Annotated in this window: 19 protein-coding genes and 1 riboswitch; of the genes, 11 read left to right on the forward strand and 8 right to left on the reverse strand. The window is 69.3% G+C overall.

All coding sequences use genetic code 11. The features are described 5' to 3' along the window. Both minE and CSC65_RS13655 read left to right on the forward strand, forming a co-directional pair. Positions 1–255, forward strand: coding sequence for a cell division topological specificity factor MinE (gene minE, locus CSC65_RS13650; RefSeq protein WP_162411130.1), 255 nt, complete (start codon positions 1–3; stop codon positions 253–255). Positions 256–315: 60 nt separating this feature from the next. Continuing rightward, entirely contained in the window at positions 316–792 is a 477-nt protein-coding gene (locus CSC65_RS13655; RefSeq protein WP_162411131.1) for a hypothetical protein, read from the forward strand. A 147-nt stretch (positions 793–939) separates the two neighbouring features. Here CSC65_RS13655 and CSC65_RS13660 read toward each other — a convergent pair whose 3' ends face one another. Next, positions 940–2,226, reverse strand: coding sequence for a sensor histidine kinase (locus CSC65_RS13660; RefSeq protein ID WP_238390406.1), 1,287 nt, complete (start codon positions 2,224–2,226; stop codon positions 940–942). Continuing rightward, positions 2,219–2,926: a response regulator transcription factor gene (locus CSC65_RS13665; RefSeq protein ID WP_162411133.1), complete on the reverse strand. Its 708-nt coding sequence runs from the start codon at positions 2,924–2,926 to the stop codon at positions 2,219–2,221. Before CSC65_RS13665 ends, CSC65_RS13660 begins: the two co-directional genes overlap by 8 nt. A gap of 198 nt (positions 2,927–3,124) precedes the next feature. Here CSC65_RS13665 and CSC65_RS13670 point away from each other — a divergent pair, with 198 nt between their 5' ends. The 3 genes from CSC65_RS13670 (at position 3,125) to CSC65_RS13680 (ending at position 7,641) form a co-directional block, all read left to right on the forward strand. Then, complete coding sequence (locus CSC65_RS13670; RefSeq protein ID WP_162411134.1) at positions 3,125–3,895, forward strand: phosphatase PAP2 family protein; 771 nt, start codon at positions 3,125–3,127, stop codon at positions 3,893–3,895. Continuing rightward, complete coding sequence (locus CSC65_RS13675; protein WP_162411135.1) at positions 3,892–5,547, forward strand: phosphoethanolamine transferase; 1,656 nt, start codon at positions 3,892–3,894, stop codon at positions 5,545–5,547. Before CSC65_RS13670 ends, CSC65_RS13675 begins: the two co-directional genes overlap by 4 nt. 84 nt (positions 5,548–5,631) lie before the next feature. Then, positions 5,632–7,641, forward strand: a complete 2,010-nt coding sequence (locus CSC65_RS13680) for a M2 family metallopeptidase (RefSeq protein ID WP_162411136.1) — start codon at positions 5,632–5,634, stop codon at positions 7,639–7,641. A 231-nt stretch (positions 7,642–7,872) separates the two neighbouring features. On the opposite strand, the gene CSC65_RS13685 is transcribed toward CSC65_RS13680, so the two are convergent. After that, the gene (locus CSC65_RS13685) at positions 7,873–8,298 is read right to left on the reverse strand and encodes a hypothetical protein (protein ID WP_162411137.1); all 426 of its coding nucleotides are present in this window, start codon (positions 8,296–8,298) and stop codon (positions 7,873–7,875) included. 21 nt (positions 8,299–8,319) lie between these two features. Further along, the gene (locus CSC65_RS13690) at positions 8,320–9,552 is read right to left on the reverse strand and encodes a multidrug effflux MFS transporter (RefSeq protein ID WP_425501370.1); all 1,233 of its coding nucleotides are present in this window, start codon (positions 9,550–9,552) and stop codon (positions 8,320–8,322) included. A gap of 336 nt (positions 9,553–9,888) precedes the next feature. Further along, a riboswitch (glycine riboswitch) is annotated at positions 9,889–10,008 on the forward strand. Between the two features lie 46 nt (positions 10,009–10,054). On the opposite strand from CSC65_RS13690, the gene gcvP reads away from it, so the two are divergent. Beyond that, positions 10,055–12,931, forward strand: coding sequence for an aminomethyl-transferring glycine dehydrogenase (gene gcvP, locus CSC65_RS13695; protein ID WP_162411139.1), 2,877 nt, complete (start codon positions 10,055–10,057; stop codon positions 12,929–12,931). 220 nt (positions 12,932–13,151) lie between these two features. Further along, a complete protein-coding gene (locus tag CSC65_RS13700; protein ID WP_162411140.1) occupies positions 13,152–14,705 on the forward strand; it encodes a S1 family serine peptidase in 1,554 nt (517 codons plus the stop codon). A 93-nt stretch (positions 14,706–14,798) separates the two neighbouring features. On the opposite strand, the gene CSC65_RS13705 is transcribed toward CSC65_RS13700, so the two are convergent. Next, positions 14,799–15,059: a hypothetical protein gene (locus CSC65_RS13705; RefSeq protein WP_162411141.1), complete on the reverse strand. Its 261-nt coding sequence runs from the start codon at positions 15,057–15,059 to the stop codon at positions 14,799–14,801. A gap of 138 nt (positions 15,060–15,197) precedes the next feature. After that, a complete protein-coding gene (locus tag CSC65_RS13710; RefSeq protein WP_162411142.1) occupies positions 15,198–17,162 on the reverse strand; it encodes a TIR domain-containing protein in 1,965 nt (654 codons plus the stop codon). Positions 17,163–17,383: 221 nt separating this feature from the next. On the opposite strand from CSC65_RS13710, the gene CSC65_RS13715 reads away from it, so the two are divergent. From CSC65_RS13715 to CSC65_RS13725, 3 genes are all read left to right on the forward strand, one after another. Further along, a complete protein-coding gene (locus CSC65_RS13715; RefSeq protein WP_162411143.1) occupies positions 17,384–18,331 on the forward strand; it encodes an aminotransferase class IV in 948 nt (315 codons plus the stop codon). Beyond that, positions 18,328–19,077 (forward strand): sulfotransferase, encoded by a 750-nt coding sequence (locus CSC65_RS13720; RefSeq protein WP_162411144.1) that lies wholly within the window; start codon positions 18,328–18,330, stop codon positions 19,075–19,077. The genes CSC65_RS13715 and CSC65_RS13720 overlap by 4 nt, the downstream gene beginning before the upstream one ends. 204 nt (positions 19,078–19,281) lie before the next feature. Continuing rightward, the gene (locus tag CSC65_RS13725; RefSeq protein WP_162411145.1) at positions 19,282–21,453 is read left to right on the forward strand and encodes a catalase; all 2,172 of its coding nucleotides are present in this window, start codon (positions 19,282–19,284) and stop codon (positions 21,451–21,453) included. Between the two features lie 78 nt (positions 21,454–21,531). On the opposite strand, the gene CSC65_RS13730 is transcribed toward CSC65_RS13725, so the two are convergent. Continuing rightward, positions 21,532–22,896 carry an amino acid permease gene (locus tag CSC65_RS13730; protein ID WP_162411146.1) on the reverse strand — a complete coding sequence of 455 codons (1,365 nt, stop codon included), beginning with the start codon at positions 22,894–22,896 and terminating at the stop codon, positions 21,532–21,534. Positions 22,897–23,085: 189 nt separating this feature from the next. On the opposite strand from CSC65_RS13730, the gene CSC65_RS13735 reads away from it, so the two are divergent. Further along, entirely contained in the window at positions 23,086–23,649 is a 564-nt protein-coding gene (locus tag CSC65_RS13735) for a HupB (RefSeq protein ID WP_162411147.1), read from the forward strand. 48 nt (positions 23,650–23,697) lie between these two features. On the opposite strand, the gene CSC65_RS13740 is transcribed toward CSC65_RS13735, so the two are convergent. Further along, on the reverse strand, positions 23,698–24,309 hold the full coding sequence (locus CSC65_RS13740; protein WP_162411148.1) for a GIY-YIG nuclease family protein: 612 nt from the start codon (positions 24,307–24,309) through the stop codon (positions 23,698–23,700). Positions 24,310–24,324 lie beyond the last annotated feature (15 nt).

Consider the following 24,324-nt stretch of genomic DNA (forward strand, 5'->3'; position numbering starts at 1 on the left):
ATGGGACTGTTCGATTTCCTGAAGGCCAAGAAGGACACCGCGGCGACGGCGAAGAACCGGCTGCAGATCATCATCGCGCAGGAGCGCAGCAGCCGCGGCGCGCCGGATTACCTGCCACTGCTGCGGCGCGAGCTGCTGGAAGTGATCAAGAAGTACGTCAATGTCGACGTGGACGCGGTCAAGGTCGACGTGATCAAGGACGGCGACCACGACGTGCTCGACATTTCGGTGGCGCTGCCCGAAGGCCAGGGCTGACGCGACGGCGCGCATTCCGGTGCGCGCCAGTCATTGCCCGCCGCCGGACCGCTCCGCCCGATGGACCCCGCGCCCCCGCCCGGCATCCTGTGCCTGCGCGACATCGCGCTGGCCGATGCCACCGCGCTGCTCGACGGTCACGGATTGACCCTGGTGGCGGTGGAGGACGGCGCGCCGATCCCGGGCAGCTACTGGGGCGAACCGGAAGCCGGGATCATCGGCAGCACGGTCCATGTGCGCGGCGACACGCCGGTGCACTCGATGCTGCACGAGGCCTGCCACCTGATCGTGCTGCCGCCCGAACGCCGGGCCGCGGTGCACACCGACGCGACCGATTCGGTCGCCGAGGAAGACGCCACCTGTTACCTGCAGATCGTCCTGGCCGACACGCTGCCCGGCGTGGGCAGCGCGCGGCTGATGGCCGACATGGATGCATGGGGATACACGTACCGCTTGGGATCGACGCGGGCGTGGTTCGAGGGTGATGCCGAAGACGCGCGGCGGTGGCTGGTCGAACGCGGGCTACTGCCGGCCTGAGCGTCGCATGGCGGCCGTTCCGCCGCGCGTGGCGACGCGCCAATCCTGGACAGCGCCTGCGTTCCGCAGCACCGCGGTTCGCGAAGCCGGCGAAAGCCGCCTGCCGGGACCTGCCGCACGCGCGGCCCCTCGTGCCGCCAACCCGGACTAGCCTGCCGGCGCCCCGCCCAGGTCGAGAACCGCCCGGGTTCCCTGCGGCTGGCGCGAGGAGATGTGCAGCTTCCAGCCCAGGTGTTCGCAAAGCCGCGCGATGAGTTCCAGGCCGATGCCATCGGCCGCCCCGCCAGGGGACTGGCGTGCAAGGCGCGCGTGGATGGCGCTGATTTCCTCCGGACCCATGCCATGTCCCGGATCCTCGATGGTCGCCACCCCCGCCGGCGACAGCGACACCGTGACCACACCGCTGTCGCTGTTCTCGATCGCGTTGCGCAAAAGGTTGCCGATCGCCGCCCCCACCACGCCGGGGGGCGCCACGATCGTGCAGGGACTCACCTGGCCGTACTCGATCGCCAGCTGCTTGTCCCCGAGCAGGTGGCGATGGTCGTCCACGATGGCGGCCAGCAGGCTGTCCAGTTCGATCTTCTCCGACATCGCGGCCAGGCGCGCCGGATCGCGCGCCAGCACCAGCAGCAACTGGAACAGCTGCTCCACGCCCTGGAGCGTGTGCAGCACGCGCCGCATCTGCTGTCCCGCCCGCGGCGGCAGGCCCGGCTGTTCGAGCGCCAGCTCCGTCGCGCCTGCGATCACCGCCATCGGCGTACGCAGCTCATGGCTTGCCGAGGTGATGAACGCGCGTTCGCGCTCCACGAAATGCGCATTGCGCTCCAGGTAATCGTTGAGCGCACCGGCGATCACGTACAGCTCCGAGCTGGCGCCGCGCGGGACCTCGATCCGCTGCCTCGGCGCACCGGGCCGCAACTGGCCGATGTCGGCGGCCAGCGCCGCCAGCGGCCGTACGATGCGTCCGACGCCAAGCCAGGCGGCGAGCCCGGTCACCACGATCAGGACCAGGCTGCCCAGCAGCGCCGAGCGCTCGGCGAAGGATTCCAGCTCATGGAAATCCTCGATATCCAGCACCAGCGCCAACCGCCCCATCCTCTCCGATGGACGCACCATGACTACGCTCAACCGGTCCCCGACCACCACGTTGTCGTGCAGCCCGTCATGCAGTCCGCGCAAACTGGCCGGAACCCCGGAGGCATCGTCCAGCCGGTAAAGCCTGAGCGTGTCCGAGTCCTGCCAGCGATAGTCGGGGTCGCGCGCGCTGTGCTCCTCGATGGCGGCCAGCTCCGATCGCAGCAGCGAGCGCCAGGCCGCATGCTCGGCGTGCTCGTGCACATTCGTGCCGATCGCGAACACGAGCAGCGAGACCACGCTGCTGAAGACCAGCAGCCACAGCACCATCCGCCGCCGCAAAGACATCGGGCTACGCATCCGCTGCTCCGCCATCGGATGCCGCATCGACGATGGCCAGGCGATACCCGACGCGCGGCAAGGTGTGGATCAGCTTGGCCTCGAACGGTCCGTCGACCACCCGGCGCAGCTCGTAGACGTGCGAACGCAGCAGGTCGCCCTGCGGCGGCTCGTCGCCCCACAACGCGAACTCCAGTTCGCCGCGCGCGACGGCGGCGGGACTGGCGCGCATCAGCACTTCCAGTACCTTGCGGCACGCGGGATAGAGGTGCAGGAGCTGGCCGTCGCGACGCGCCTCGAGCGTGGCAAGGTCCAGCACCAGCCCACCGACCTCCAGCACCTTCCTCTGTTGCCGGCCCCGGGCGCGCGTCAGCAATGCCTCCAGGCGGATTTCCAGTTCCGGAAGCGCGAACGGCTTGGTCAGGTAATCGTCGGCGCCGGCCCGGAAACCAGCGATCTTGTCGGGCAGTTCGTCGCGCGCGGTCAGCATGACCGCCGGAAGTTCGGAGTGGTGCTGTTCGCGCAACAGGCGGAGCACCTCCGGCCCCTCCATGCGCGGCAGCATCCAGTCCACCACCATCGCGTCGTAATGCTGCGTGGCGGCCAGGTGCAGGCCGGTCACGCCGTCGGGAGCCACGTCGAGCACGTGACCGCGCGCCTCGAAATAATCGAACAGGTTCGCGACCAGCTGTCGGTTGTCCTCGATGACCAGCAGCCGCATGTGCGGAACGCTCCCGGGTGGCGAAGGGCCATCTTACCGCCGCAGCCGTCGGAATCCGGTCGGAATGCCGGGGGTCGACAGGAGTCCTCGCGCCTTCGCTGAACCGCCACCTGGCCGTTAACCGGAACGGAACACTGCTCCGACTGCTGTCCGACAGCGGCAGCCACAGCATGGCCGCACCTTTCCAGACCAGTACCCATGAGTACTTCGTTGCCCGTGCTGCGCTTCCGCGACGATGCCAGCGCCTTCCCGCCCGGCTTCTTCTCCCGCCATCTGCTGGTCCCGCTGGCCCTCGCCCTGCTCTGCAGCGCTGCACTCAGGCAGGCAGGCGGCGATCTCTGGCTGGCCGACGCGATCTTCGACCTGGAAGGCGGTCGCTGGATCCTGCGCGAACACTGGTTCACCAGCGGCGTCATCCATCAAGGTGGAAAGTGGGCCAGCGCGCTGGGCGCCCTGCTGGTCCTGGGTGCATACGCGTTCGCGGCGCGCCGCCACGACTGGCGGCACCTGCGGCAGCCGTTGCTGTACCTGGCGCTGGCCACTGCACTCGGTGCCGGCTCGGTATCGCTGCTGAAATCGCTCACGCACGTCGCCTGCCCCTGGGACCTGGCGCGTTACGGAGGACCGCAGGCGACGGCGGCGCCCCTGTACGCCACGCGCGAGGCGGCAGGTGCGGCGGGCCACTGCTTCCCTGCCGGCCACGCCAGTGCGGGCTATGCATGGGTGGCGCTCTATTTCGCCGCATTGCTGTGGCGGCCACGGTGGCGCTGGCATGGCCTGGCGATCGGCGTCGCCACGGGCCTGCTGTTCGGCGCGGGCCAGCAGTTGCGCGGGGCGCACTTCCTGTCCCATGACCTGTGGACCCTGGTCGTGTGCTGGACGATGTCGCTGGCCCTGTACTGCGTGTTCGTCCGAGACCAGCCGCATCCGGTGATGTCGCCGGCCAGCCCCCCTGGAACCACGCCATGAGCACCCGGATCCAGCGCCGGCCCGCACGGCAGGCACTTTCGGGCCTGCGGCACTGGCGCCCGCAACTGTCGACCGAGCACGCGATCCTGGGCGCGGCGCTGTTCTTCAGCCTGGCCTGCAACGGGTTGTTCTGGCGCAGTGCCCTGGTCGTCCATCCGGGCAACCTGCGCCTTGCACTCGCCCTGTTCGGCACCCTCACCGGCTTGCACTGCCTGCTGATGGGGCTGGTGGTGTGGCGCTGGAACGCCAAGCCCGTCCTGGGCGCACTGGTGATCGTGTCCCTGCTGGCCGCGCACTACATGGGCCGCTACCACCTGTACCTGGACGTGGACATGCTGCGCAACGTGCTGGCCACCGACCGCAGGGAATCGGGAGAACTGCTTACGCCTGCCCTGCTGCTGCCCCTGCTGCAGGCCACGATCCCCCTCGCCCTGCTGTGGCGCATCCGGCTGCGCCCCGCTCCGCTCGCACGTGCCGTGCTGCGCCGCTCCGCCTTTCTCCTCGGGGCGCTCGTGGTCACCGCCGGCAGCGCGCTGCTCGCGCAGCAGGACCTGTCGGCGCTGCTGCGCAACCAGCGCGAAGTACGCTACCTGGCCACGCCGGCCAACGTCCTGGTCGGGCTGCCGCGCGCGCTGCAGGGGGACAGTCCGCTCCGGCACGCGCCGAAGCTGCCGATCGGAACCGATGCCCACGCCGTGCCGCGCGAAGCGGGCGGAAAGCCGCGACTGCTCGTGCTCGTCGTCGGCGAAACCGCGCGTGCGGCCAACTGGGGACTGGACGGCTACGCGCGCCAGACCACGCCGGAACTGGACCGCATGGGCGTGGTCAACTTCCCGGACATGCATGCGTGCGGCACGGCGACGGAAGTCTCGCTGCCGTGCATGTTCTCGCCCTGGGGCCGGCACGATTACGACGAGGACAGGATCCGCGGCCACCAGTCGCTGCTGCACGTGCTGGAAACGGCGGGCATCACGACCCTGTGGCGCGACAACCAGTCAGGCTGCAAGGGCGTGTGCGAGGGCCTGGCGGTGCAGCGCCTGGATGCCGGCGACGATCCGGCGCTGTGCCCGGGCGGACGCTGCCTGGATGGGATCCTGCTGGACGACCTGCCCGCCCAGGCGCGGGCGCGCCCGGGCGACCGGGTCATCGTGCTGCACCAGCTCGGCAACCACGGGCCCAGCTACTTCGAGCGCTATCCCAGGCAGTTCCGCCACTACACGCCGACCTGCGACACCCCCGAGCTGGGCGACTGCAGCCGCGAGCAGATCGTCAACAGCTACGACAACGCGCTGCTCTACACCGACCACCTGCTGGCCCGCTCCATCGAGCAGCTCGGTCGGATGGACGACTACGATACGGCGATGATCTACCTGTCCGACCACGGCGAGTCGCTGGGCGAGAAGGGGCTTTACCTGCACGGCGTGCCCTACGCGATCGCGCCGGACGAGCAGACCCGGGTTCCGATGGCGATGTGGTTCTCCTCGGGCTTCGCCGCCAACCGCAAGCTCGACGTGGCATGCCTGCGCGCGCGCGCGGAGCGTGCCGCCGACCACGACAACCTGTTCTCCTCGGTGCTGGGCCTGATGCAGGTGGATACCGCGCTGTACGACCGGAGCCGGGACCTGTTCGCCGGCTGCGTGCCCGCGGGCTGACCCGGCAACGCCCCCCCTTTCGCGCTTGCGGCGACCGCCGGCAGCCACTAGCCTGCCGGCACTGCATACCTCCGGGGAACCTTCGTGAAACAACGCCACCTGCTGCTCCCGCTCGCGATCGCCGCGTGCGTGCTTTCGCTGTCCGCCTGCAAGAAGGAAGCCTCGCCCGAAGGCGCACCGACCGCCGCGACCCCGGCCAGCTCCGGCGAGACCGCCGACGAGTTCGTCGCCCGGATCAACGCCGAATACAAGACCGCCCTGCCGGAGATCAGCGCGGCGCAGTGGCTGTCGCAGACCTACATCACCGAGGACAGCCAGCGGGTGGCGGCCAAGGCCAACGAGCGCGCGCTGACCCAGCTCAACGTGTGGATCGAGGAAGCCAGGAAGTTCGAAGGCCAGCCGATGTCGGAGGACAGCAAGCGCACCCTGGAGCTGCTGAAGCTCATGAGCGCCATGCCCGCGCCCAAGGATCCGGCCAAGCTGGCCGAGCTGACCACCATCGCGGCCAAGATGGAGGGCGCGTACGGCGCCGGCAGCTACTGCACGGGCGAGGGCGAGGCGAAGAAGTGCCGCCAGCTCGGCGAGCTCGAGGACGTGCTGCGTTCCAGCCGCGACTACGACGCCCAGCTCGACGCCTGGCAGGGCTGGCACTCCACCGCCATGCCGATGCGACACGACTACGCGCGCTTCGTCGAACTGGTCAATGAAGGCGCCAAGGAACAGGGCTACGCCGACGCTGGCGCGATGTGGCGCAGCGGCTACGACATGGCCCCCGACGCCTTCGCCGCCGAAACCGATCGACTGTGGGACCAGGTGCGACCGCTGTACGAGCAGTTGCACTGCTTCGCGCGTGACCGCCTGCAGCAGACCTACGGCGTGGAGAAGGGCCAGGTCGGCGCCGGGCTGGTGCCTGCGCACCTGACCGGCAACATGTGGCAGCAGGACTGGGGCAACCTGTGGGACATCCTGCAGCCCTACCCGGGCGCCGGCAGCCTGGACATCACCAGTTCCCTGGAGAAGCAGTACCAGCAGGACCTGGGCGCGGCGCTGTACAAGCGCGGCCCCGGTGCCGATGCCAAGGCCCGCTTCGAGGCCGAGCGCGAAGCGCAGCTGCAGGTCGCCAAGCAGATGACCGAGCGGGCGCAGGATTTCTACGTGTCGCTGGGCATGCCCAAGCTGCCTGAGAGCTACTGGGCCAAGACCCAGTTCATCAAGCCGCTGGACCGCGACGTGGTCTGCCACGCCAGCGCCTGGGACCTGGACATGGCCGGCGACGTGCGCACCAAGATGTGCATCAAGCCCAACGAGGAAGACTTCACCACCATCTACCACGAGCTGGGCCACATCTATTACGACCTGGCCTACAACCCGCAGCCGCCGCTGTTCCAGGGCGGTGCCAACGATGGTTTCCACGAGGCCATCGGCGACACCATCGTGCTGGCGATGACCCCGAAGTACCTGGAGTCGATCGGCCTGGTCGGCGCGCAGCAGCAGAGCCAGGAGGCGCTGATCAACGCGCAGATGCGCATGGCCCTGGCCAAGGTCGCGTTCCTGCCGTTCGGCCTGATGATCGACCGCTGGCGTTGGGGCGTATTCGACGGTTCGATCGCCCCGGACCACTACAACCAGGCCTGGTGGGACCTCAAGGCCAAGTACCAGGGCGTTGCGCCGGCCGGCGCGCGCGGCGAGGAGTTCTTCGATCCGGGCGCCAAGTACCACGTGCCGGGCAACACCCCGTACACGCGCTATTTCCTCTCGCACGTGCTGCAGTTCCAGTTCTACAAGTCGCTGTGCGAAGCCGCCGGCCAGACCGGCCCGCTGTACGAATGCACCTTCTACGGCAACCCGGAAGCGGGCAGGAAGTTCCAGGCCATGCTCGCCCATGGCTCCAGCCAGCCGTGGCAGGCCACGCTGAAGGAACTGACCGGCAGCGAGCAGATCGACGGCGGCGCGGTGCTGGAGTACTTCGCCCCGCTGCAGGAATGGCTCAAGCAGCAGAACCAGGGCAAGCAGTGCGGCTGGCAGGCGACGGCGGCCATCCCCGCGGCTCCGCAGGCGCCGGCGGCGCCGGAAGCGCCGGCCAAGAAAGGCTGAGCCAGGGCGTCACCCGTGGAAACGACGAGGCCGGCATTGCCGGCCTCGTTTTTTGCGGCTGGCGGGCTGCTCCTGTAGGAGCGGGCATGACCGCGACACCGAGGTGGCCGGAGTCGCGGGGACATCGCCCGTGCAGACGGCGTCGGTGCGCGGTCATGCCGCTCCTACACAGAAACCATGCTGCGACCTGCCATTGCAGGCCCCGCCCACTCGTGTACGAAAGAAGATCCTTCAGTGCGCCGGTGATGCCGGCGCGTCGTCTCCGGTCACCGGCTGCGCCGCGGCCATCTCATCTTCCAGCTGCTTCTCGTAATCGGCCAACGACTTGCCCTGGGTGGCGGCCTCGAGTTCGGCGTCGTCGCGCAACGCATCGGAGTAGACCAGTTTCACCGGCATGCCCTGCTCGTCATGCAGGCGTTGCGCGCGCCGGATCAGCATCAGCATCTGCGCCGCGCTGTCGCTGCTGCCGACGATGCGCCCGTCCATGCCCAGCACCCATACCCCGGACTGGCGCACGACGCCGGCCAGAAGGTTGCCATCGCGGTCGCGCAGTTCGGCATGCGGCTCGATCGGCTGTGCTTCGCCGCGCGACTGGTTGCGCTCGCGCAGTTCCTTGCGCTTGCGTGCATCGCGCTTGGCCTTGGACTGGATCGACATCGAGGTACTCCGTGGGGAAGGTCAGAGCTGTTCGCCCGGTTCCAGCGTAGGCGAGGATGGCGGCGGCGGGAACCGCGCCGAGACCCGTGCCTCCCAGCGCCAGAACAGCCAGCCCAGCAAGGTGAACCCGGCCATGCCCAGCGCCAGGTGAAGGCCATGGTGGCTGAGCAGCGGGGACAGCACGCCGGCAACGGCCGCGTTGAGCGCCAACTGGGTGAAGGCCTGCAGCGAGGACGCCGATCCGCGCTGGCGCGGATACATGTCGAGGATCGCCAGGGTCAGCACCGGGAACACCAGAGCCACGCCGAACGCGGCCAGGCTCATCGGCATCACCGCCCAGGGCAGCGCCAGTCCGCTGGCGAAGGCGGTGTAGAGGACATTCCCCAGTGCCGCCGCGCCCATGCAGGCATAACCGACGCCGACCTGGTACTGCGGCTGCCAGCGCCCGGCCACGCGCCCGGAGACGAACGCGCCCAGGGTCATGCCGCCGATGGTCGGGATGAACAGCCAGGCGAACTGCTGCTCGCCCAGCCCCAGCAGGTCCATCACGAACGCCGGCGCCGAGGCGATGTACAGGAACAGCCCGGCGAAACCGAAGGCACCGGCGGCGGCCAGGCGCTGGAAGCGTGGATTGATCGCGATGGCCACGTAGTCGCGCGCCAGCCGGCCCGGACGCAGCGGCATGCGCGACTGCGGCGGATGGGTTTCCGGCAGCCACAGCGCGGTGCTGGCCAGCAGCAGCACCGAGAACGCGGCCAGGAACCAGAAGATCAGCGGCCAGCGCCCGGCGCCCAGCATCCAGCCGCCGATGATCGGCGCGATCGCCGGGGCGATGCCGAAGACCATCGACACATGGCTCATCAGCCGCTGTGCGTCGCTGCCATGGAGCACGTCGCGGATCACCGCGCGGCCGACGATCAGCCCCACGCCCGCCGACAGGCCCTGCAGCGCGCGGAATGCCAGCAGCGTGGCCAGGTCGCGCGACAGCGCGCAGCCGACCGAGGCGACGATGAACACCGACAGCCCCGCCAGGATCACCCGGCGCCGGCCGATCGCATCGGACAGCGGCCCGTGGACGATGCTCATCAGCGCGTAGGCGGCCAGGTAGACGCTGATCGTCTGCTGCATCGCCAGCTTGTCGGCGCCGAACTGCGCGGCCATCTGCGGGAAGGCCGGGAAGATCGTGTCGATCGAGAACGGGCCGAACATCGCCAGCCCGCCCAGCAACAGGGCCAGGCGGCGGTTGGAGGGCATGGGGCGCCCGATCATGGCCACACCGCCCCCCGCCCGCGGCGGGCAGGCACGACGACACCCGCCCCGGGCCATGCGGCCGGTGCCTGCGGGGGCGGTACGGTGGAGTCCTGCATGCGGTCCCTCGGCAGATTCCCGCCACCCGGGCGGGCCGGCGCCGGCGATGGCCCCCGGGCGGACCGGTGGCGGCGCTGAATACGGCGCCATGGTAAGCCATCGTCCCGAGCCGGCGGGCGACGGTGGGGCGTATAATTCCGGCATACGGTGGGAGAAGCGGGGCGACCCGCTGCCGAAGGCGCAAACGCCCGTAATCGCTCAGGCTCCCATACCACCGTACCGAACACACACTCTGGAGAGACCGGCCACCCGCGAGGGTCGCGCCGGCGCCGAAGGGGCACGAAGCCGCGACCTCGTCCGCGCAGCTTCCAAACTCTCAGGCAAAAGGACAGAGGGGCACCCTGTCGCGCGACCGCGCGGCATCCCTGCCCCTGTCCGGACCGCCTCCATGTCCCAGAACGCTTCCTCCCTGCGCGAACTCGAGCAGCACGACGCCTTTGTCGGCCGTCATATCGGCCCCAACGACGCCGAGATCGCCACGATGCTCGAATCCGTCGGCCATGCCTCGCTCGAGGCGCTGACCGACGCGATCGTTCCTTCCAGCATCAAGTCCGCCGCGCCGCTGGCGCTGCCCGACAGCCTCACCGAGGAAGAAGCGCTGGCCCGGATCCGCGCCATCGCGCTGAAGAACCAGGTGTTCCGCCACTTCATCGGCCAGGGTTACCACGGCACGCACACGCCCAAGGTCATCCTGCGCAACATCCTCGAGAACCCGGCCTGGTACACCGCCTACACCCCGTACCAGGCGGAGATCTCGCAGGGCCGCATGGAAGCGCTGATCAACTTCCAGACGATGTGCGCCGACCTGACCGGCATGGAGATCGCCAACGCCTCCCTGCTGGACGAAGCCACCGCCGCCGCCGAAGCGATGACCCTGGCCAAGCGTTCGGCCAAGTCGAAATCCGACACCTTCTTCGTCCACGATGCGGTGCATCCGCAGACCCTGGAAGTGCTGCGCACGCGCGCCGAGCCGCTGGGGATCGTCCTGCGCGTGGGCACGCCGCAGGAGGCGCTGGAGGCCGAATCCTTCGGCGTGCTGCTGCAGTACCCGGATACGTTCGGGCACATCGGCGACCACAAGGCGCTGGCCGAAGCCGTGCACGCGCGCGGCGGCCTGGTCGCCGTGGCCACCGACCTGCTCGCCCTGACCCTGATCGCCGCGCCCGGCGAATGGGGCGCCGACATCGTGGTCGGCAACTCGCAGCGCTTCGGCGTTCCGTTCGGCTTCGGTGGCCCGCATGCGGCGTTCATGGCCTGCCGCGACGCCTACAAGCGCTCGATGCCGGGTCGCCTGATCGGTGTGTCCGTCGATGCGGCCGGCAACGCGGCCTATCGCCTGACCCTGCAAACGCGCGAGCAGCACATCCGCCGCGAGAAGGCGACCTCCAACATCTGCACCGCGCAGGTTCTGCTGGCGGTGATGGCTTCGATGTACGCCGTGTACCACGGCCCGGACGGCCTCAAGCGCATCGCCACGCGCACCCATCGCCTCGCGGCGATCCTGGCCGCGGCGCTGCGCGCGGCCGGCGTGCAGGTTGGCGAGCGCTTCTTCGACACCCTGCACGTCAAGGATGTCGACGCGACCGCGATCCATGCCAAGGCGCGCCAGGCCGGCATCAACCTGCGCGAGATCGACAGCGAGGCCGTCGGCATCAGCCTGGACGAGACCACCACCCGCGCCGACGTCGTCGCGCTGGCGGCGCTGTTCGGCGCCACGGCCGACGTGGACGCACTGGACGCGGCCACCGCCGACGCGCTTCCGCCCGCGCTGCTGCGGAGCAGCGCGTTCCTGCAGCATCCGGTGTTCAACACCCACCACAGCGAACACGAGCTGCTGCGCTACATGCGCGCCCTCGCCGACAAGGACCTGGCGATGGATCGCACCATGATCCCGCTGGGCAGCTGCACGATGAAGCTCAACGCCACCGCCGAGATGATCCCGGTGACCTGGCCCGAGTTCGGCGCGATCCATCCGCTGGCCCCCGCCGCGCAGACCGTCGGCTACCGCCAGCTGATCGGCGAACTGGAAGCGATGCTGGCCGAATGCACCGGCTACGACGCGGTAAGCCTGCAGCCCAATTCCGGCGCGCAGGGCGAGTATGCCGGCCTGCTGGCAATCCGCGCCTACCACCGCTCGCGTGGCGAAGGCCATCGCGACATCTGCCTGATCCCGGATTCGGCGCACGGCACCAACCCGGCCTCGGCGCAGATGTGCGGCATGAAGGTCGTGGTCACCAAGACAGATGCCAACGGCAACGTCGATGTCGAGGACATCCGCGTCAATGCCGAGAAGTACAGCGACCGCCTGGCCGCGATCATGATGACCTACCCGTCCACGCATGGCGTGTTCGAGGAGGAAGTGGTCGAGATCTGCGAGATCATCCACAAGCACGGCGGCCAGGTGTACACCGACGGCGCCAACATGAATGCCCTGGTCGGCGTGGCCAAGCCTGGCAAGTGGGGATCGGACGTCTCCCACCTCAACCTGCACAAGACCTTCTGCATTCCGCACGGTGGCGGCGGCCCCGGCGTGGGTCCGTGCGCGGTGAAGTCGCACCTGGCCCCGTTCCTGCCGCGCACGCTCGGCGGCGAAGGCGACGTCGGCATGGTCAGCGCGGCCAGCTTCGGCAGCGCCTCGATCCTGCCGATCAGCTGGATGTACGTGACCATGATGGGCGCGGGCGGCCTGCGCAAGGCGACCCAGGTCGCGCTGCTCAATGCCAATTACATCGCCAGGCGCCTGGCCCCGCACTTCAAGACGCTGTACACCGGGCGGAATGGTCTTGTCGCGCACGAGTGCATCCTCGACGTGCGGCCGCTGGAAAAGACCAGCGGCATCGGCGCCGAGGACATCGCCAAGCGCCTGATCGACTTCGGCTTCCATGCCCCGACCCTGAGCTTCCCGGTCGCCGGCACGCTGATGGTCGAACCGACCGAGAGCGAGTCGCTGCACGAGCTCGACCGTTTCATCGACGCGATGATCCAGATCCGCGACGAGATCCGCGCGATCGAAGACGGCCGCCTGGACCGCGAGGACAATCCGCTCAAGCACGCCCCGCACACCGCGGTGCAGGTGTCGGGCAGCGAGTGGACCCACGCCTACCCGCGCGAACTGGCCGCCTTCCCGCTGCCGTCGCTGAAACTGCAGAAGTACTGGCCGCCGGTCGCGCGCGTGGACAACGTCTACGGCGACAAGAACGTGTTCTGCGCCTGCATCCCGATCAGTGAGTTCGCCGAAGCCGAGGCTTCCAGCGACGCCGGCTGACGCGGCACGCGACGTCGATGCGTCGAGCAGGGGCCCCGCGATGCGGGGCCTTTGCTTTCCCAGGCACCGGCACTCACCCGCGCATCGGGCAGGGTAAGAAAAACGCATGTTGCAACGGGCGGCGGCCACGCTCTCCGAAGCCATCGCTTTTCGTCCGGATGGGCTTGACTCCCCCTTGGCCGCGGCGCCCAATCGGCGCACTCCCGGGGAGGATGTCGCAATGCTCAGGCCCATGCATGCCGGCAGCCGACTGCTGGTCACCGGTCTGGTGACCGCGCTGCTCGGCGTCCCGTATCCCGCAAGTGCGGTGTCGCCACTGTCGACTCTTTACTTCTCCGCTTCCGTCCAGGACGAGGACGACGAAGGGATCGAAGAGGAGGAAGAGGTCCAGGACGAGGAAGACGCGCAAGAAGAGCAGGACGAGGAAGACGCGCAAGAAGAGCAGGTCGAGGAAGACGCGGAAGAGGAGGCCGTCGAAGAAGAGGCGGAAGAAGAATCCGTCGCGGAGGAAGACGATGCCGCGGACGCCGAAGACGAGGCGCAGGAAGAGCTTCCCTTCGTGGACGAAGAAGACGACGCCCAGGACGACGCGACCGCCGCCACGGATGAGGAAGACGCCGATACCGATACCGTCGCTGGAGAAGACGGAGCTGACGACGTCGACGACGAAACCCTGGCCTACGAGGCCGACGAGGCACCGGGTGACGACTACGAGGACGACGCGTCGTGGGCGACCACCTGGGCTTCCGTGGAGAGCAACGAAGCCGACGACGCCATCCCGGTGGACCACGGTCGCTACGGCCGCGACACGATCTGGGAAGTCGTCGAGATCGACAGCGCGGACCGAGGCGACGAGGACTCCGTCGGCAGCGGTTCGCTGCTGTCGGTGCGTTCGGGCAAGCAGGCGCCACGCGGCAAGGGCAAGCCCCGTCGTGCGCAGCGCGATCCGGGCGACGACGACGTCCCCTACTCGTTCGGTGGCCTTCCCGTCGCCGCGCTGTCGGTGCCGTGGCAGGCGCAGATCTTCTATCCCGCCGCGCCGGCGAAGCCCGGCGACACGCGCGCCGCATGGCAGCGCCAGCACTACTGCGGCGGCGCGCTGATCGCCCCGGACTGGGTGGTGACGGCCGCGCACTGCATCACCCAGCAGATGGTCGACCTGGGCTTCAAGGTGCGACTGGGCATGCAGGATCTCTCCAAGGGCGATGGCGTCACCTACAGGATCGACCGCATCGTGCGCCATTCGCAGTACAACGCCGAAAGCAACGACGTGAACCATCCGCCCAACATGTACGCCAACGACATCGCCCTGGTCAGGATCGTGCCCGAGACCGGTGCCGCACGCGTCGATCCCAGGCGCATCCGCCAGATCCCGATCAACCGCAAGCCGCTGGCCGGCGGCGTGCCGGTATCGGCGACCGGCTGGGGCGTGACCGGCGACGGCAGCGCCGATGCGATCAACGCGGTGATGCTGCGCGTGGACCTGCAGGCGATGCCCAACGCGGTCTGCCAGAAGCGTCCCGGTTACAGTCCGCAGAAGATCCAGGACGCGGTCTTCTGCGCGGCCAACCCGGTGCAGTCGACCTGCCGCGGCGACAGTGGCGGTCCGGTGGTGCTGACCAACGGCAGCCCGACCCTGGTCGGCCTGGTCAGCTGGGGCAAGCGCAAGTGCGCAAGCGACGGCCGGCCCGGCGTCTACACACGGGTGGACCGCTACGCGCAGTGGATCGACCAGGCGATGAAACTGCCTCCGGGCAAGAACAGCCTGCCCTGATCCACGGACCGGCGGGCAGGCGCCCCGCCGGGTTCAACGCGGGCCGGTGGGTGCGCAGCGCACCTTCCCGGCCCGCCACCTCCACGCCGGATATCAGTTCGGCGCGACCTTGTCGCCGCCCGAATGCGGCGTGTCTTCCTCTTCCGCGGTTGCGTCGGCCGGCGCGGTGGCCGGTGCGGCCGGATCGGTCACCGGCGCAGTCGCCGGCGCCGGCTCGACCTCGGCAGGTTCGGCGACCACCGGCGGAGTTTCCACGGCAGGAGCGGCCGGCTCCGGCGGTTTGCAGGCGGACAACGCGCCACCCGCCAGGACAGCAAGCAGAAGCAGCGACCACTTCGAGTCCACGATCTTCATGACGTACCCCTTGGTGACGAGAGTCCAGACCGGTACAGCCCCGTTTGCGGCGCCACGCAGTGCGTGATGCGCATCGCATTCTTGCACTAATGGATTCACCGCTGCCATAGCGGGAACGGACGACGCGAACGCGCCCGCTCAGGCCTCGAAACCGATCCCGTCCAGCAGCGCACGCATCCGGGAATCGCCGCGCAGCGGATCCAGGAACGGATCGTTGCGCGCATATACCAGCCCGGAGTCGCCCAGCTCCCGCGCCTTGAGCAGGCGCCCGATGGCGGCCTCGACATCGCCCCACTGCGCGAACACCTGCGCCTGCTGGTAGAGCACCCGGTCGCCCAGCTCGGTGACCAGCCGGTCCATCGCCTTGCGCGCCGCTCCACTGTCGCCGTCGAGGTGTTCCACGATCGCCAGCCCGGCCAGCTGGAAATCGCCGACCGGCTCGCTGGCGTACTCGTCGCGGGCCTGCGCCAGCTGGTCCAGGTTGACCAGCGCATCGCCGATGGCCGCATGCGCGCGCGACATGTGCGAGTTCATCTGCAGGGCCTGCCGCAGCGGCGCGATGGATTCGGCGAAGCGGCGCGCGGCGTACTCGATGGAACCGGCGGCACGGTGGATCAGCGGATTGAGGCGATCGCGCGCCAGCGCGTGCTGGATCGCCTCGGCGGCTTCGGCGGCGCGACCGGTCCGCGCGCAGTACTGCGCCCAGCGCGCCTGCACCGTCGCCTCGCCGGCGCCGAGCACGGCCGATTTTTCGAAAGGCGCCCGCGCCGCGCGCGCATCCAGGCGGCCCTGGAACAGCACGAACCCCAGGGTGGAATGGCCATCGGCGAAGGCCGGCGCCAGTTCCACCGCGCTTCCGGCGGCGGCCACGGCCTGCGCGTAGAGGTCGGCATGCTCCTCGACCGCGGCGTACTGGTTGGCGATCGCGGTCAGCGAACGCGCGCGTGCGGCATGGGCCGCCGCATAGCCCGGATCCAGCGCGATGGCCATGTCGAACTGCGCCAGCGCCGCCCGTTCGGAAGCTTCGTCCGCGCTCAGGTCGTAGAGCGAACGGCCGCGCAGGTAGGCATCGAATGCGGCCAGGTGCGCAGTGCCACCGGAGGCCGCGCGCTCGTCCTCGGGCGTGCCCGGCGTGGCAACCTGCACGGCCAGCGCCGAGGCGACCGTGTTGGCGATCTCGCTCTGGACGGCGAACACATCGTCGATGCGCCGCTCGAAGATCTGCGTCCACGTACTGAAACCGGTGCGTCCATCGATGAGATCGGCCGCCACGCGCACCTCTTCGCCCGACCAGCGCACGCTGCCATCGAGCAGGTACGCCACGCCCAGTTGCTCGGCGATGCGGATCGCATCCTCGTCGCTGTCGCGGAACTTCCCCGACGAGGTCTGCGCCATCACTTTCAGCCCCTGGTTGCGGGCCAGGGTCGCGCGCACTTCTTCGGACAGGCCATCGGAGAAATAAGCCTGGTCGGGATCCCCACTGAGGTTCTCGAACGGCAGCACGGCCACGCTGCTGCCCAGCGCCTTCGCCGTGTCGAACCAGCCACGGCGCCAGCCCAGCAGCCCGACGGCGGCCGCGGCCACGGCGACACCGCCGCCGACCAGCAGGCCTCGGCGCGTGGCATCGGGCCTCGACGCCGGCACCGGGGCCAGCGATGGACGCGGCAGGGCCTCGCGACCGGCCAGCGGCAGCACGGCGCGCAGGACGGCATGCAGCGACGCTTCGCTGATGGCGGCCCCCTCGGGTCCGCCCAGGGTGATCGACTGGTACTGGCGGAAGCCCAGCGGCGGCTCGGTTCCGTCGATCGACAACGGCACCAGCTTCTTCAGGTCGCGTCCGCGCGCGGCCTCGTCCAGCACCCAGTCCGACCGGATCGAATGGCGGGACCAGAGCACGATCACCGCATCGCAAGCGGCCAGGGCGTCTTCGATCGACTTGGCGAAAGCCGCACCGCCCTCGATCAGGGTGTCCCACCACACATCCAGGCCGGCCTGTTCGAGCGCCTGCGCCAGGTGGCGCGCCTGGGCCTGGTCGGAACGGGAATAGCTGAGGAACACGGTCGGGCGCGCGCGCTCCTGCTCGATTCCTTCCCCGCTGGACATGTCGTTGCCGCCGCCCCAGGAAGCGGCCAGCTTACTCCTACGCCGTCGCGCGGGGGCATTCCGGAACGGCCGGGAAATGCACGCCCCGACAGGGCATCCGCCCGCACCCGTAGCCGCTGGCCGTTCCATCGGACCGCCGCCGATCACGGACCCGTACGACAACCGCAAGCGCCTGCGGCTACCATCGAACGGACGCAAAGGCACGCCACAGGAGCGCACGCATGACACAGGGCACCCAGCATTCGGCCGAGGACGCGCGAAACGCCGACGTCCGCATCTACGTCAACGGAGCGCTGAAGCACCGCAGCGAGGCGATGGTGTCGGTGTTCGACAGCGGCTTCGTGCTCGGCGATGGCGTATGGGAAGGCTTCCGCGTCGTGGGCGGGCACCCGGCGTTCCTCGATGCCCACCTGGACCGCCTGTACGAGGGCGCAAGGGCGATCATGCTCGACATCGGCCTGGACCGCGCCGGGCTGACCCGCGCGATCTACGACACGCTCGACGCCAATGGCATGCACGGCGATGGCGTGCATGTGCGGCTGATGGTCAGTCGCGGGGTCAAGAGCACGCCCTACCAGGATCCGCGCGTCACCATCGGCCCGGCCACGGTGGTGATCATCCCCGAGTACAAGACCGCATCGGCCGCTTCCACGCGCCGCGGACTGTCGCTGTACACCGTGCACGTGCGCCGTGGCTTCCCCGACGTGCAGGATCCCAAGCTCAACTCGCACAGCAAGCTCAACTGCATCACCGCCTGTATCCAGGCCTATGGCGCCGGCGCGGACGAGGCACTGATGCTCGACCCGCACGGCTTCGTCGCCACCTGCAACTCGACCCACTTCTTCATCGTGCGCAAGGGCGAGGTCTGGACCTCGACCGGCCAGTACTGCCTGGGCGGCATCACCCGCGCCAACGTGATCGCGCTGTGCCGCGCCAACGACATCCCGGTGTTCGAGAAATCCTTCAGCCTCACCGACGTGTACGGCGCCGACGAGGCCTTCGTCACCGGCACGTTCGCCGGCGTGGTCCCGGTGCGCACGGTCGACCATCGCGACATCGGCTGGGAGCCGCCAGGAGAGGATGCCCGTGGTCCGATGGTGCAGAAGCTGCAGGCGCTGTACCAGGCGCTGGTCGCCAGCGACGTCGCCGCGCGCGGACCGCGCACATGAGCGCGGCGCCGGTACGGGTGGCGATGTGGTCGGGCCCGCGCAACATCTCCACGGCGATGATGCGCGCCTGGGAGAACCGCGGAGACTGCGCGGTCAGCGACGAACCGCTGTACGCGCACTACCTGGATCACACCGGCCTGGACCATCCGGCGCGCGATGAAGTCATCGCCGACGGCGACACCGACTGGCGACGCGTGGTCGATGCCCTGCTCGGCCCGGCGCCCGGCGGTGCCGCGGTCTGGTACCAGAAGCACATGACCCACCACCTGCTGCCGCACATGGACCACGACTGGATCGCCGGCTTGCGCAACGTGCTGCTGATCCGGGATCCGCGCCAGGTGGTCGCTTCCTACGTCAAGTCGCGCGCCACCGTCACCGCCGCGGACATCGGCCTGCCGCAGCAGGTCGCGTTGTACGACGAACTGGCGGCGCGCGGCGCGGCGCCACCGGTGATCGATGCGGGTGATTTCCTGCACGCCCCCGAAGCGCACCTTCGGGCCCTGTGCGACTGGCTGGGCATCGCCTTCACTCCGCGCATGCTGTCCTGGCCGAAGGGGCCTCGCGCCAGCGACGGCATCTGGGCGCCGCACTGGTACGCCCAGGTCTGGGACTCCACCGGTTTCGCGACACCACTGGAACGGGACGACGAACTGGCCGGAGTCGCCGCGCAGGTCGCCGGAGAGTGCCGTGGCCACTACGAGCGCCTGCATGCGCTGCGCCTGCACGTGGATGCCGCGCCACGCTGACCGGCCGCCATGCGTTGACCGCCGCTGCGCCGGCGAGCGCCCGGGAGCTGCACCGCATTCGATCACGCCCACCAGGGGCACCCTTGCGTGGCACGTGCAGGACGTACCGACAAGCGCGTGTGCCATGCTTCGGCACGCCCACCCAGACACCGCCTTGACGCCGCACTGGGGACTATGGGGGCCCCGCGTCGCAGAGGTGATCCCATGGCCAGCCGCAAGACTCCCACCGCCACGGCCCCGGGCCGCAAGCCCGACCGCAGCCCCACGCCGGCCAAGCCCAAGGCGGCGGGAACCACCGGCCGCAAGGCCGGCCCGGATCCGGATGCCGGTGGTCCGCGCGGCGATGGCGACGAACTGCAGCAGCAGGCCGGCGGAACGCATCCGCCGCTGACCACCAACCAGGGCGTGGTCGTCGCCGACAACCAGAACTCGCTCAAGGCGACCCCGAAAGGTCCAACGCTGCTGGAGGATTTCATCCTCCGCGAGAAGATCACCCATTTCGACCACGAACGCATTCCCGAGCGCATCGTGCACGCGCGTGGCTCGGCCGCGCACGGCTATTTCGAGCTGACGAAATCCCTGAAGCGCTACACCACCGCCAGCCTGTTCACCGAGGTGGGCAAGCGGACGCCGGTGTTCACCCGCTTCTCGACCGTGGCCGGCGGCGCCGGTTCGGTCGACACGCCGCGCGACGTGCGCGGGTTCGCGGTGAAGTTCTATACCGACCAGGGCAACTTCGACCTGGTCGGCAACAACATCCCGGTGTTCTTCATCCAGGACGCGATGAAATTCCCGGACGTGGTCCACTCGGTGAAGATGGAACCTGACCGCGCCTTCCCGCAGGCGGCCAGCGCGCACGACACGTTCTGGGACTTCATCTCGCTGACCCCCGAATCGATGCACATGATCATGTGGGCGATGAGCGACCGCACCATCCCCCGCTCGCTGCGCATGATCGAGGGCTTCGGCGTGCACAGCTTCCGGCTGCTCGACAAGGCCGGGCGCAGCACCTTCGTCAAGTTCCACTGGCGACCCCGGCTGGGCATCCAGTCCACGATCTGGGACGAGGCGTTGAAGCTGCAGGCGGCCGACAACGATTTCCACCGGCGCGACCTGTTCGAGTCGATCCAGGCAGGCGCCTACCCGGAGTGGGACCTGGCGGTGCAGCTGTTCACCGAAGAGGACGCCGAGGCCTTCCCGTTCGACCACCTCGATCCGACCAAGCTGGTGCCCGAGTCGCTGGTGCCGCTGCAGGTGATCGGCCGCATGGTGCTGGACCGCTGGCCGGACAACTTCTTCGCCGAGACCGAACAGGTCGCGTTCTGCCCGGCCAACCTGGTGCCGGGCATCGACTTCTCCAACGACCCGCTGCTTCAGGGCCGGCTGTTCTCCTACCTGGACACCCAGCTCATCCGCCTGGGCGGCCCCAACTTCCACCAGATCCCGGTCAACCAGCCCCGTTGCCCGTTCGCCAACCACCAGCGCGACGGCCACATGCAGATGCAGGTGCACCGGGGGCGGGTCAACTACGAACCCAGCTCGCTGCAGGAGGACAGCCCGCGCGCCGACCGGCGCGCGGGTTTCCAGAGCCACGCCACGCAGCCCGACGACGGCGCCAAGGGCCGCATCCGCCCGGAAAGCTTCGCCGACCACTACAGCCAGGCGCGGATGTTCTTCACCAGCCTGGAGGCGCCCGAGCAGGCGCACCTGGCATCGGCGCTGGTCTTCGAGCTTTCCAAGGTGGAAACGCCGAAGGTGCGCGAACGCATGGTCGGGCACCTGCGCAACATCGACGACGGACTCGCGCAGCGCGTGGCCGATGGCCTGGGCCTGGACGCACTGCCGCCGCAGCCGCCGTGCGCGGTCCCGGCCCAGCGCATGCCCGCCGCGCCGGAGGTGCGGATCATCGGCCGCATGAAGCAGACCCTGGAAGGCCGCTGCGTCGGCATCCTGTTCGACGAGGGATCGGACGCGACCGTGCTGCGTGCCCTCGTGCGCGCGGCAGAGGGCGCCGGCGCGATGGTGAAGCTGGTCGCTCCGCGACTCGGGGGCGCGGTCCTTTCGGATGGACGCCGCCAGGCCGCCGACGGCCAGCTGGCAGGCACGCCTTCGGTGCTGTTCGACGCGGTGGCCGTGGTGCTGTCGGCGGAGGCCGGCGCGAAGCTGTCGCGCGAGGCGGCAGCGGTGGATTTCGTTCGCGATGCGTTCGGCCACCTCAAGGCCATCGCCGCCGATGCCGGTGCGCAGGCGGTGCTCAAGGCCGGCGGCATCGGCAAGGATGGCGGCGTGCTTGAAGCGACCGATACCCGGGCGTTCGTCGATGCCGCCGCGACGCGCCAGTGGGCGCGCGAGACGAAGGTGCGCACCTTGGCGTGATCGGGGACGGGTGCGGCGATTGCCGCACCCGTCCATGCCTGGCGACGCAGGTTCGGCCGCCACGCGATGTGGCGGCGGCTATCGCCCGCGTCGGGCCAAGGCGCTGCCTGCGGCAATCAACGCGGTCAGTGCCACCATCGACAGGAACTGCGCTCGCGTCTGTGGACCGGCCAGCAGCAGGACGAAGATCACGACGAGGATCGCCAGCGCCATCAGCGTCAGCACGGGGAAGCCGGCCATGCGGAACGGCAGCCGGGTCCCGGCCCGGTCGGCGCGACGACGCAGGATCAGTTGCGACAGCAATGCGATGGTCCAGACCAGCAGGCAGGTCGAGCCGACGATGTTGAGCAGCGTCGGCAGCACCCGTTCGGGAAACATCAGTTCCAGGCCGGCGGCGACGAAGCCGAACAGCACGCTGGCCAGCACCGCGGCCACCGGCACCAGGCGCGCGTCGGTACGACCCAGCAGCGCAGGCGCCTCGCCGCGCTGGCCCAGCGACTGGATCATGCGTGAGGCGCCATAGAGGTTGGCGTTGAGCGCCGACAGCAGCGCGATCACCGCCACCAGCGTGATCGCGGCGGCGGCACCCGGGATGTTCGCTATCTGCAGCACGGCCGCGAAGGGCGACTTCAGCGCAGGGCTGGTCCACGGCACCACGGCGACGATCACGCTCAGCGAGCCCAGGTAGAAGACCACGATGCGCCAGGCCACGGTGCGGATCGCGCGGGCGACGCTGCGCTCCGGATCCTCGGTCTCGGCCGCGGCCACGGCCACGATCTCGGTACCGCCGAACGCGAACACCACCACCAGCAGGGCCGCGCCGATCCCGGCCAGGCCGGCCGGAGCAAAGCCGCCATGCGCGGTGAAGTTGGACAGGCCGGGGGAAGCCACGTCCGGAAGCCAGCCCAGCAGCAGCGCGACGCCGACCAGGATGAAGGCGATGATCGCCGCGACCTTGATGATCGCGAACCAGAATTCGAACTCGCCGAAGTTGCGTACGCCCAGCAGGTTGATCACGGTGAACGCCGCCATGAACAGCAGCGCCAGCGCCGGCACCGACAACCCGGGCCACAGGCTGGCGAGCAACCCCGCCGCGCCCACCGCTTCGGCGGCGATCACGATCACCAGCTGCACCCACCACAGCCAGCCCACGGTCGCGCCGGCGGTGGCACCCATCGCATCGGCGGCATACACCGAGAACGCACCGCGGTTCGGGCGCGCGGCGGCCATCTCGCCCAGCGCGTGCATCACGATGATCACCAGTGCGCCGGCCACCACGTAGGACAGCAGCACCGCCGGGCCGGCCAGCTGCACGCCCACCCCGGACCCCAGGAACAGTCCGGCGCCGATCGCGCTGCCCAGGCCCATCATGACCAGCTGGCGCGGCTTGAGCGTGTGCGTGTTGCGCCCGGTGTCGGAGGTGCTGGAACGGTCGGCGGACATCACGCGGCTACTCGCTGAAAGACGGCACACGATACAGGCACGACGCCTGGATCCGCAGCCCGGCGACGGGCCAGCCCGGGCGCTCCCCTGGCCTGCCCCCTCGGCAACCCTGCCCGGATTTTTCACGACCGCCTTACCGCGCGTTGCGTTAGCTGGGCCTGCACGATGGGTGCACCCCGGAGACCCCCCATGCCCCGTGGAGACAAGTCCAGCTACACCGGCAAGCAGCAACGCCAGGCCGAACATATCGAGGACAGCGAGAAGGAGCAGGGCCGCAGCCAGGAAGATGCCGAACGCATCGCCTGGGCAACCGTGAACAAGCAGGATGGCGGCGGCAAGCAATCGGGCAGTGGCCGCAAGACCGCGACGAAGAAGGCTGCGAAGAAGGCCACGAAGAAGGCTGCAAGCAAGGTCGCGCCCCGGAAGGCCACCCGCAAAGCCGCGAAGAAGGCGACGAAGAAGGCGACAAAGAAGACGGCAAGGAAGGCGACGACGAAAGCGGCCAGGAAAACGACCGGGACGGCAACCCGATCACCGGCGAAGACGGCGACCCGCAAGACTGCAGAGAAGACCGCGAAGAAGGCAGCCAAGACTACGAGTGCAACAAAGAAGGTCGCCCGCAAAGCGGCCACGAAAGGCACCAAGGCCACGAAGAAGTCCGCGACCGGTAAGGCGCCGCGCAAGGCAGCGAAGAAGACCGCGAGCCGGAGCACATCGGCGCGCAAGACCCCCGCCCGCAAGGCTGCGCGCTGAAGCCCGCGCCCCGCACTCTGAGACCGTCAGCGCTTCGCACCAACGCCTTTACCTTCCGTCGACGCGAAAGAACCAGTCGCGAACCGCCGGCGGAAGGCGCGCCTCGACCGGGATGTGCAGCGCGACGCAGGCATCGAGCGCATCGCGCACCCGTCGTTGCGCGAAGGTCGGACCAGCCCGGTTCTCCAGCTCGTCCACCGAAAGCTGGGCCAGGGTCCATTCGTGCAGCCGGTCGGCACGATCGAGCAGCGCGGCCCGCAGCCAGCCCTCGAGCGGATGCACGCGATAGCCACGCCCGTGCAGGGCCGCCACGCGCGCCTCCACTGCGGCTTCCGCACCGCGGAACCACTCGGTATGGCCGCCGGCGCCGGTGGCGATGGCCAGCGGCGCCGGCGCGTTGTGCTCGCCCAGTCCGCCGCGCAGTTCCAGCTCCAGGTCGCGGGCATCGCGCGTGGATTCGGCTTCGACCAGCGTTCCGCGCTCCAGGTCGAAGAATTCGAACCAGCGCGGATGCAGCGCGTTGATGCGCGCAAGCGGATCGTTCGAGAACCCGATCTTGCAGTGATCTTCCCAGCGACAGGGGAACACATAGGCGAAACAGCGGCCGTCGGTCGGGACGGCACCGGCCCGGTCGCCCCCCGCTGCTGCGCGCGCGCTCACGGGATCGACGAGAGC

The sequence above is a fragment of the Pseudoxanthomonas daejeonensis genome, assembly GCF_010093205.1.
GTDB classification, from domain to species: domain Bacteria; phylum Pseudomonadota; class Gammaproteobacteria; order Xanthomonadales; family Xanthomonadaceae; genus Pseudoxanthomonas; species Pseudoxanthomonas daejeonensis.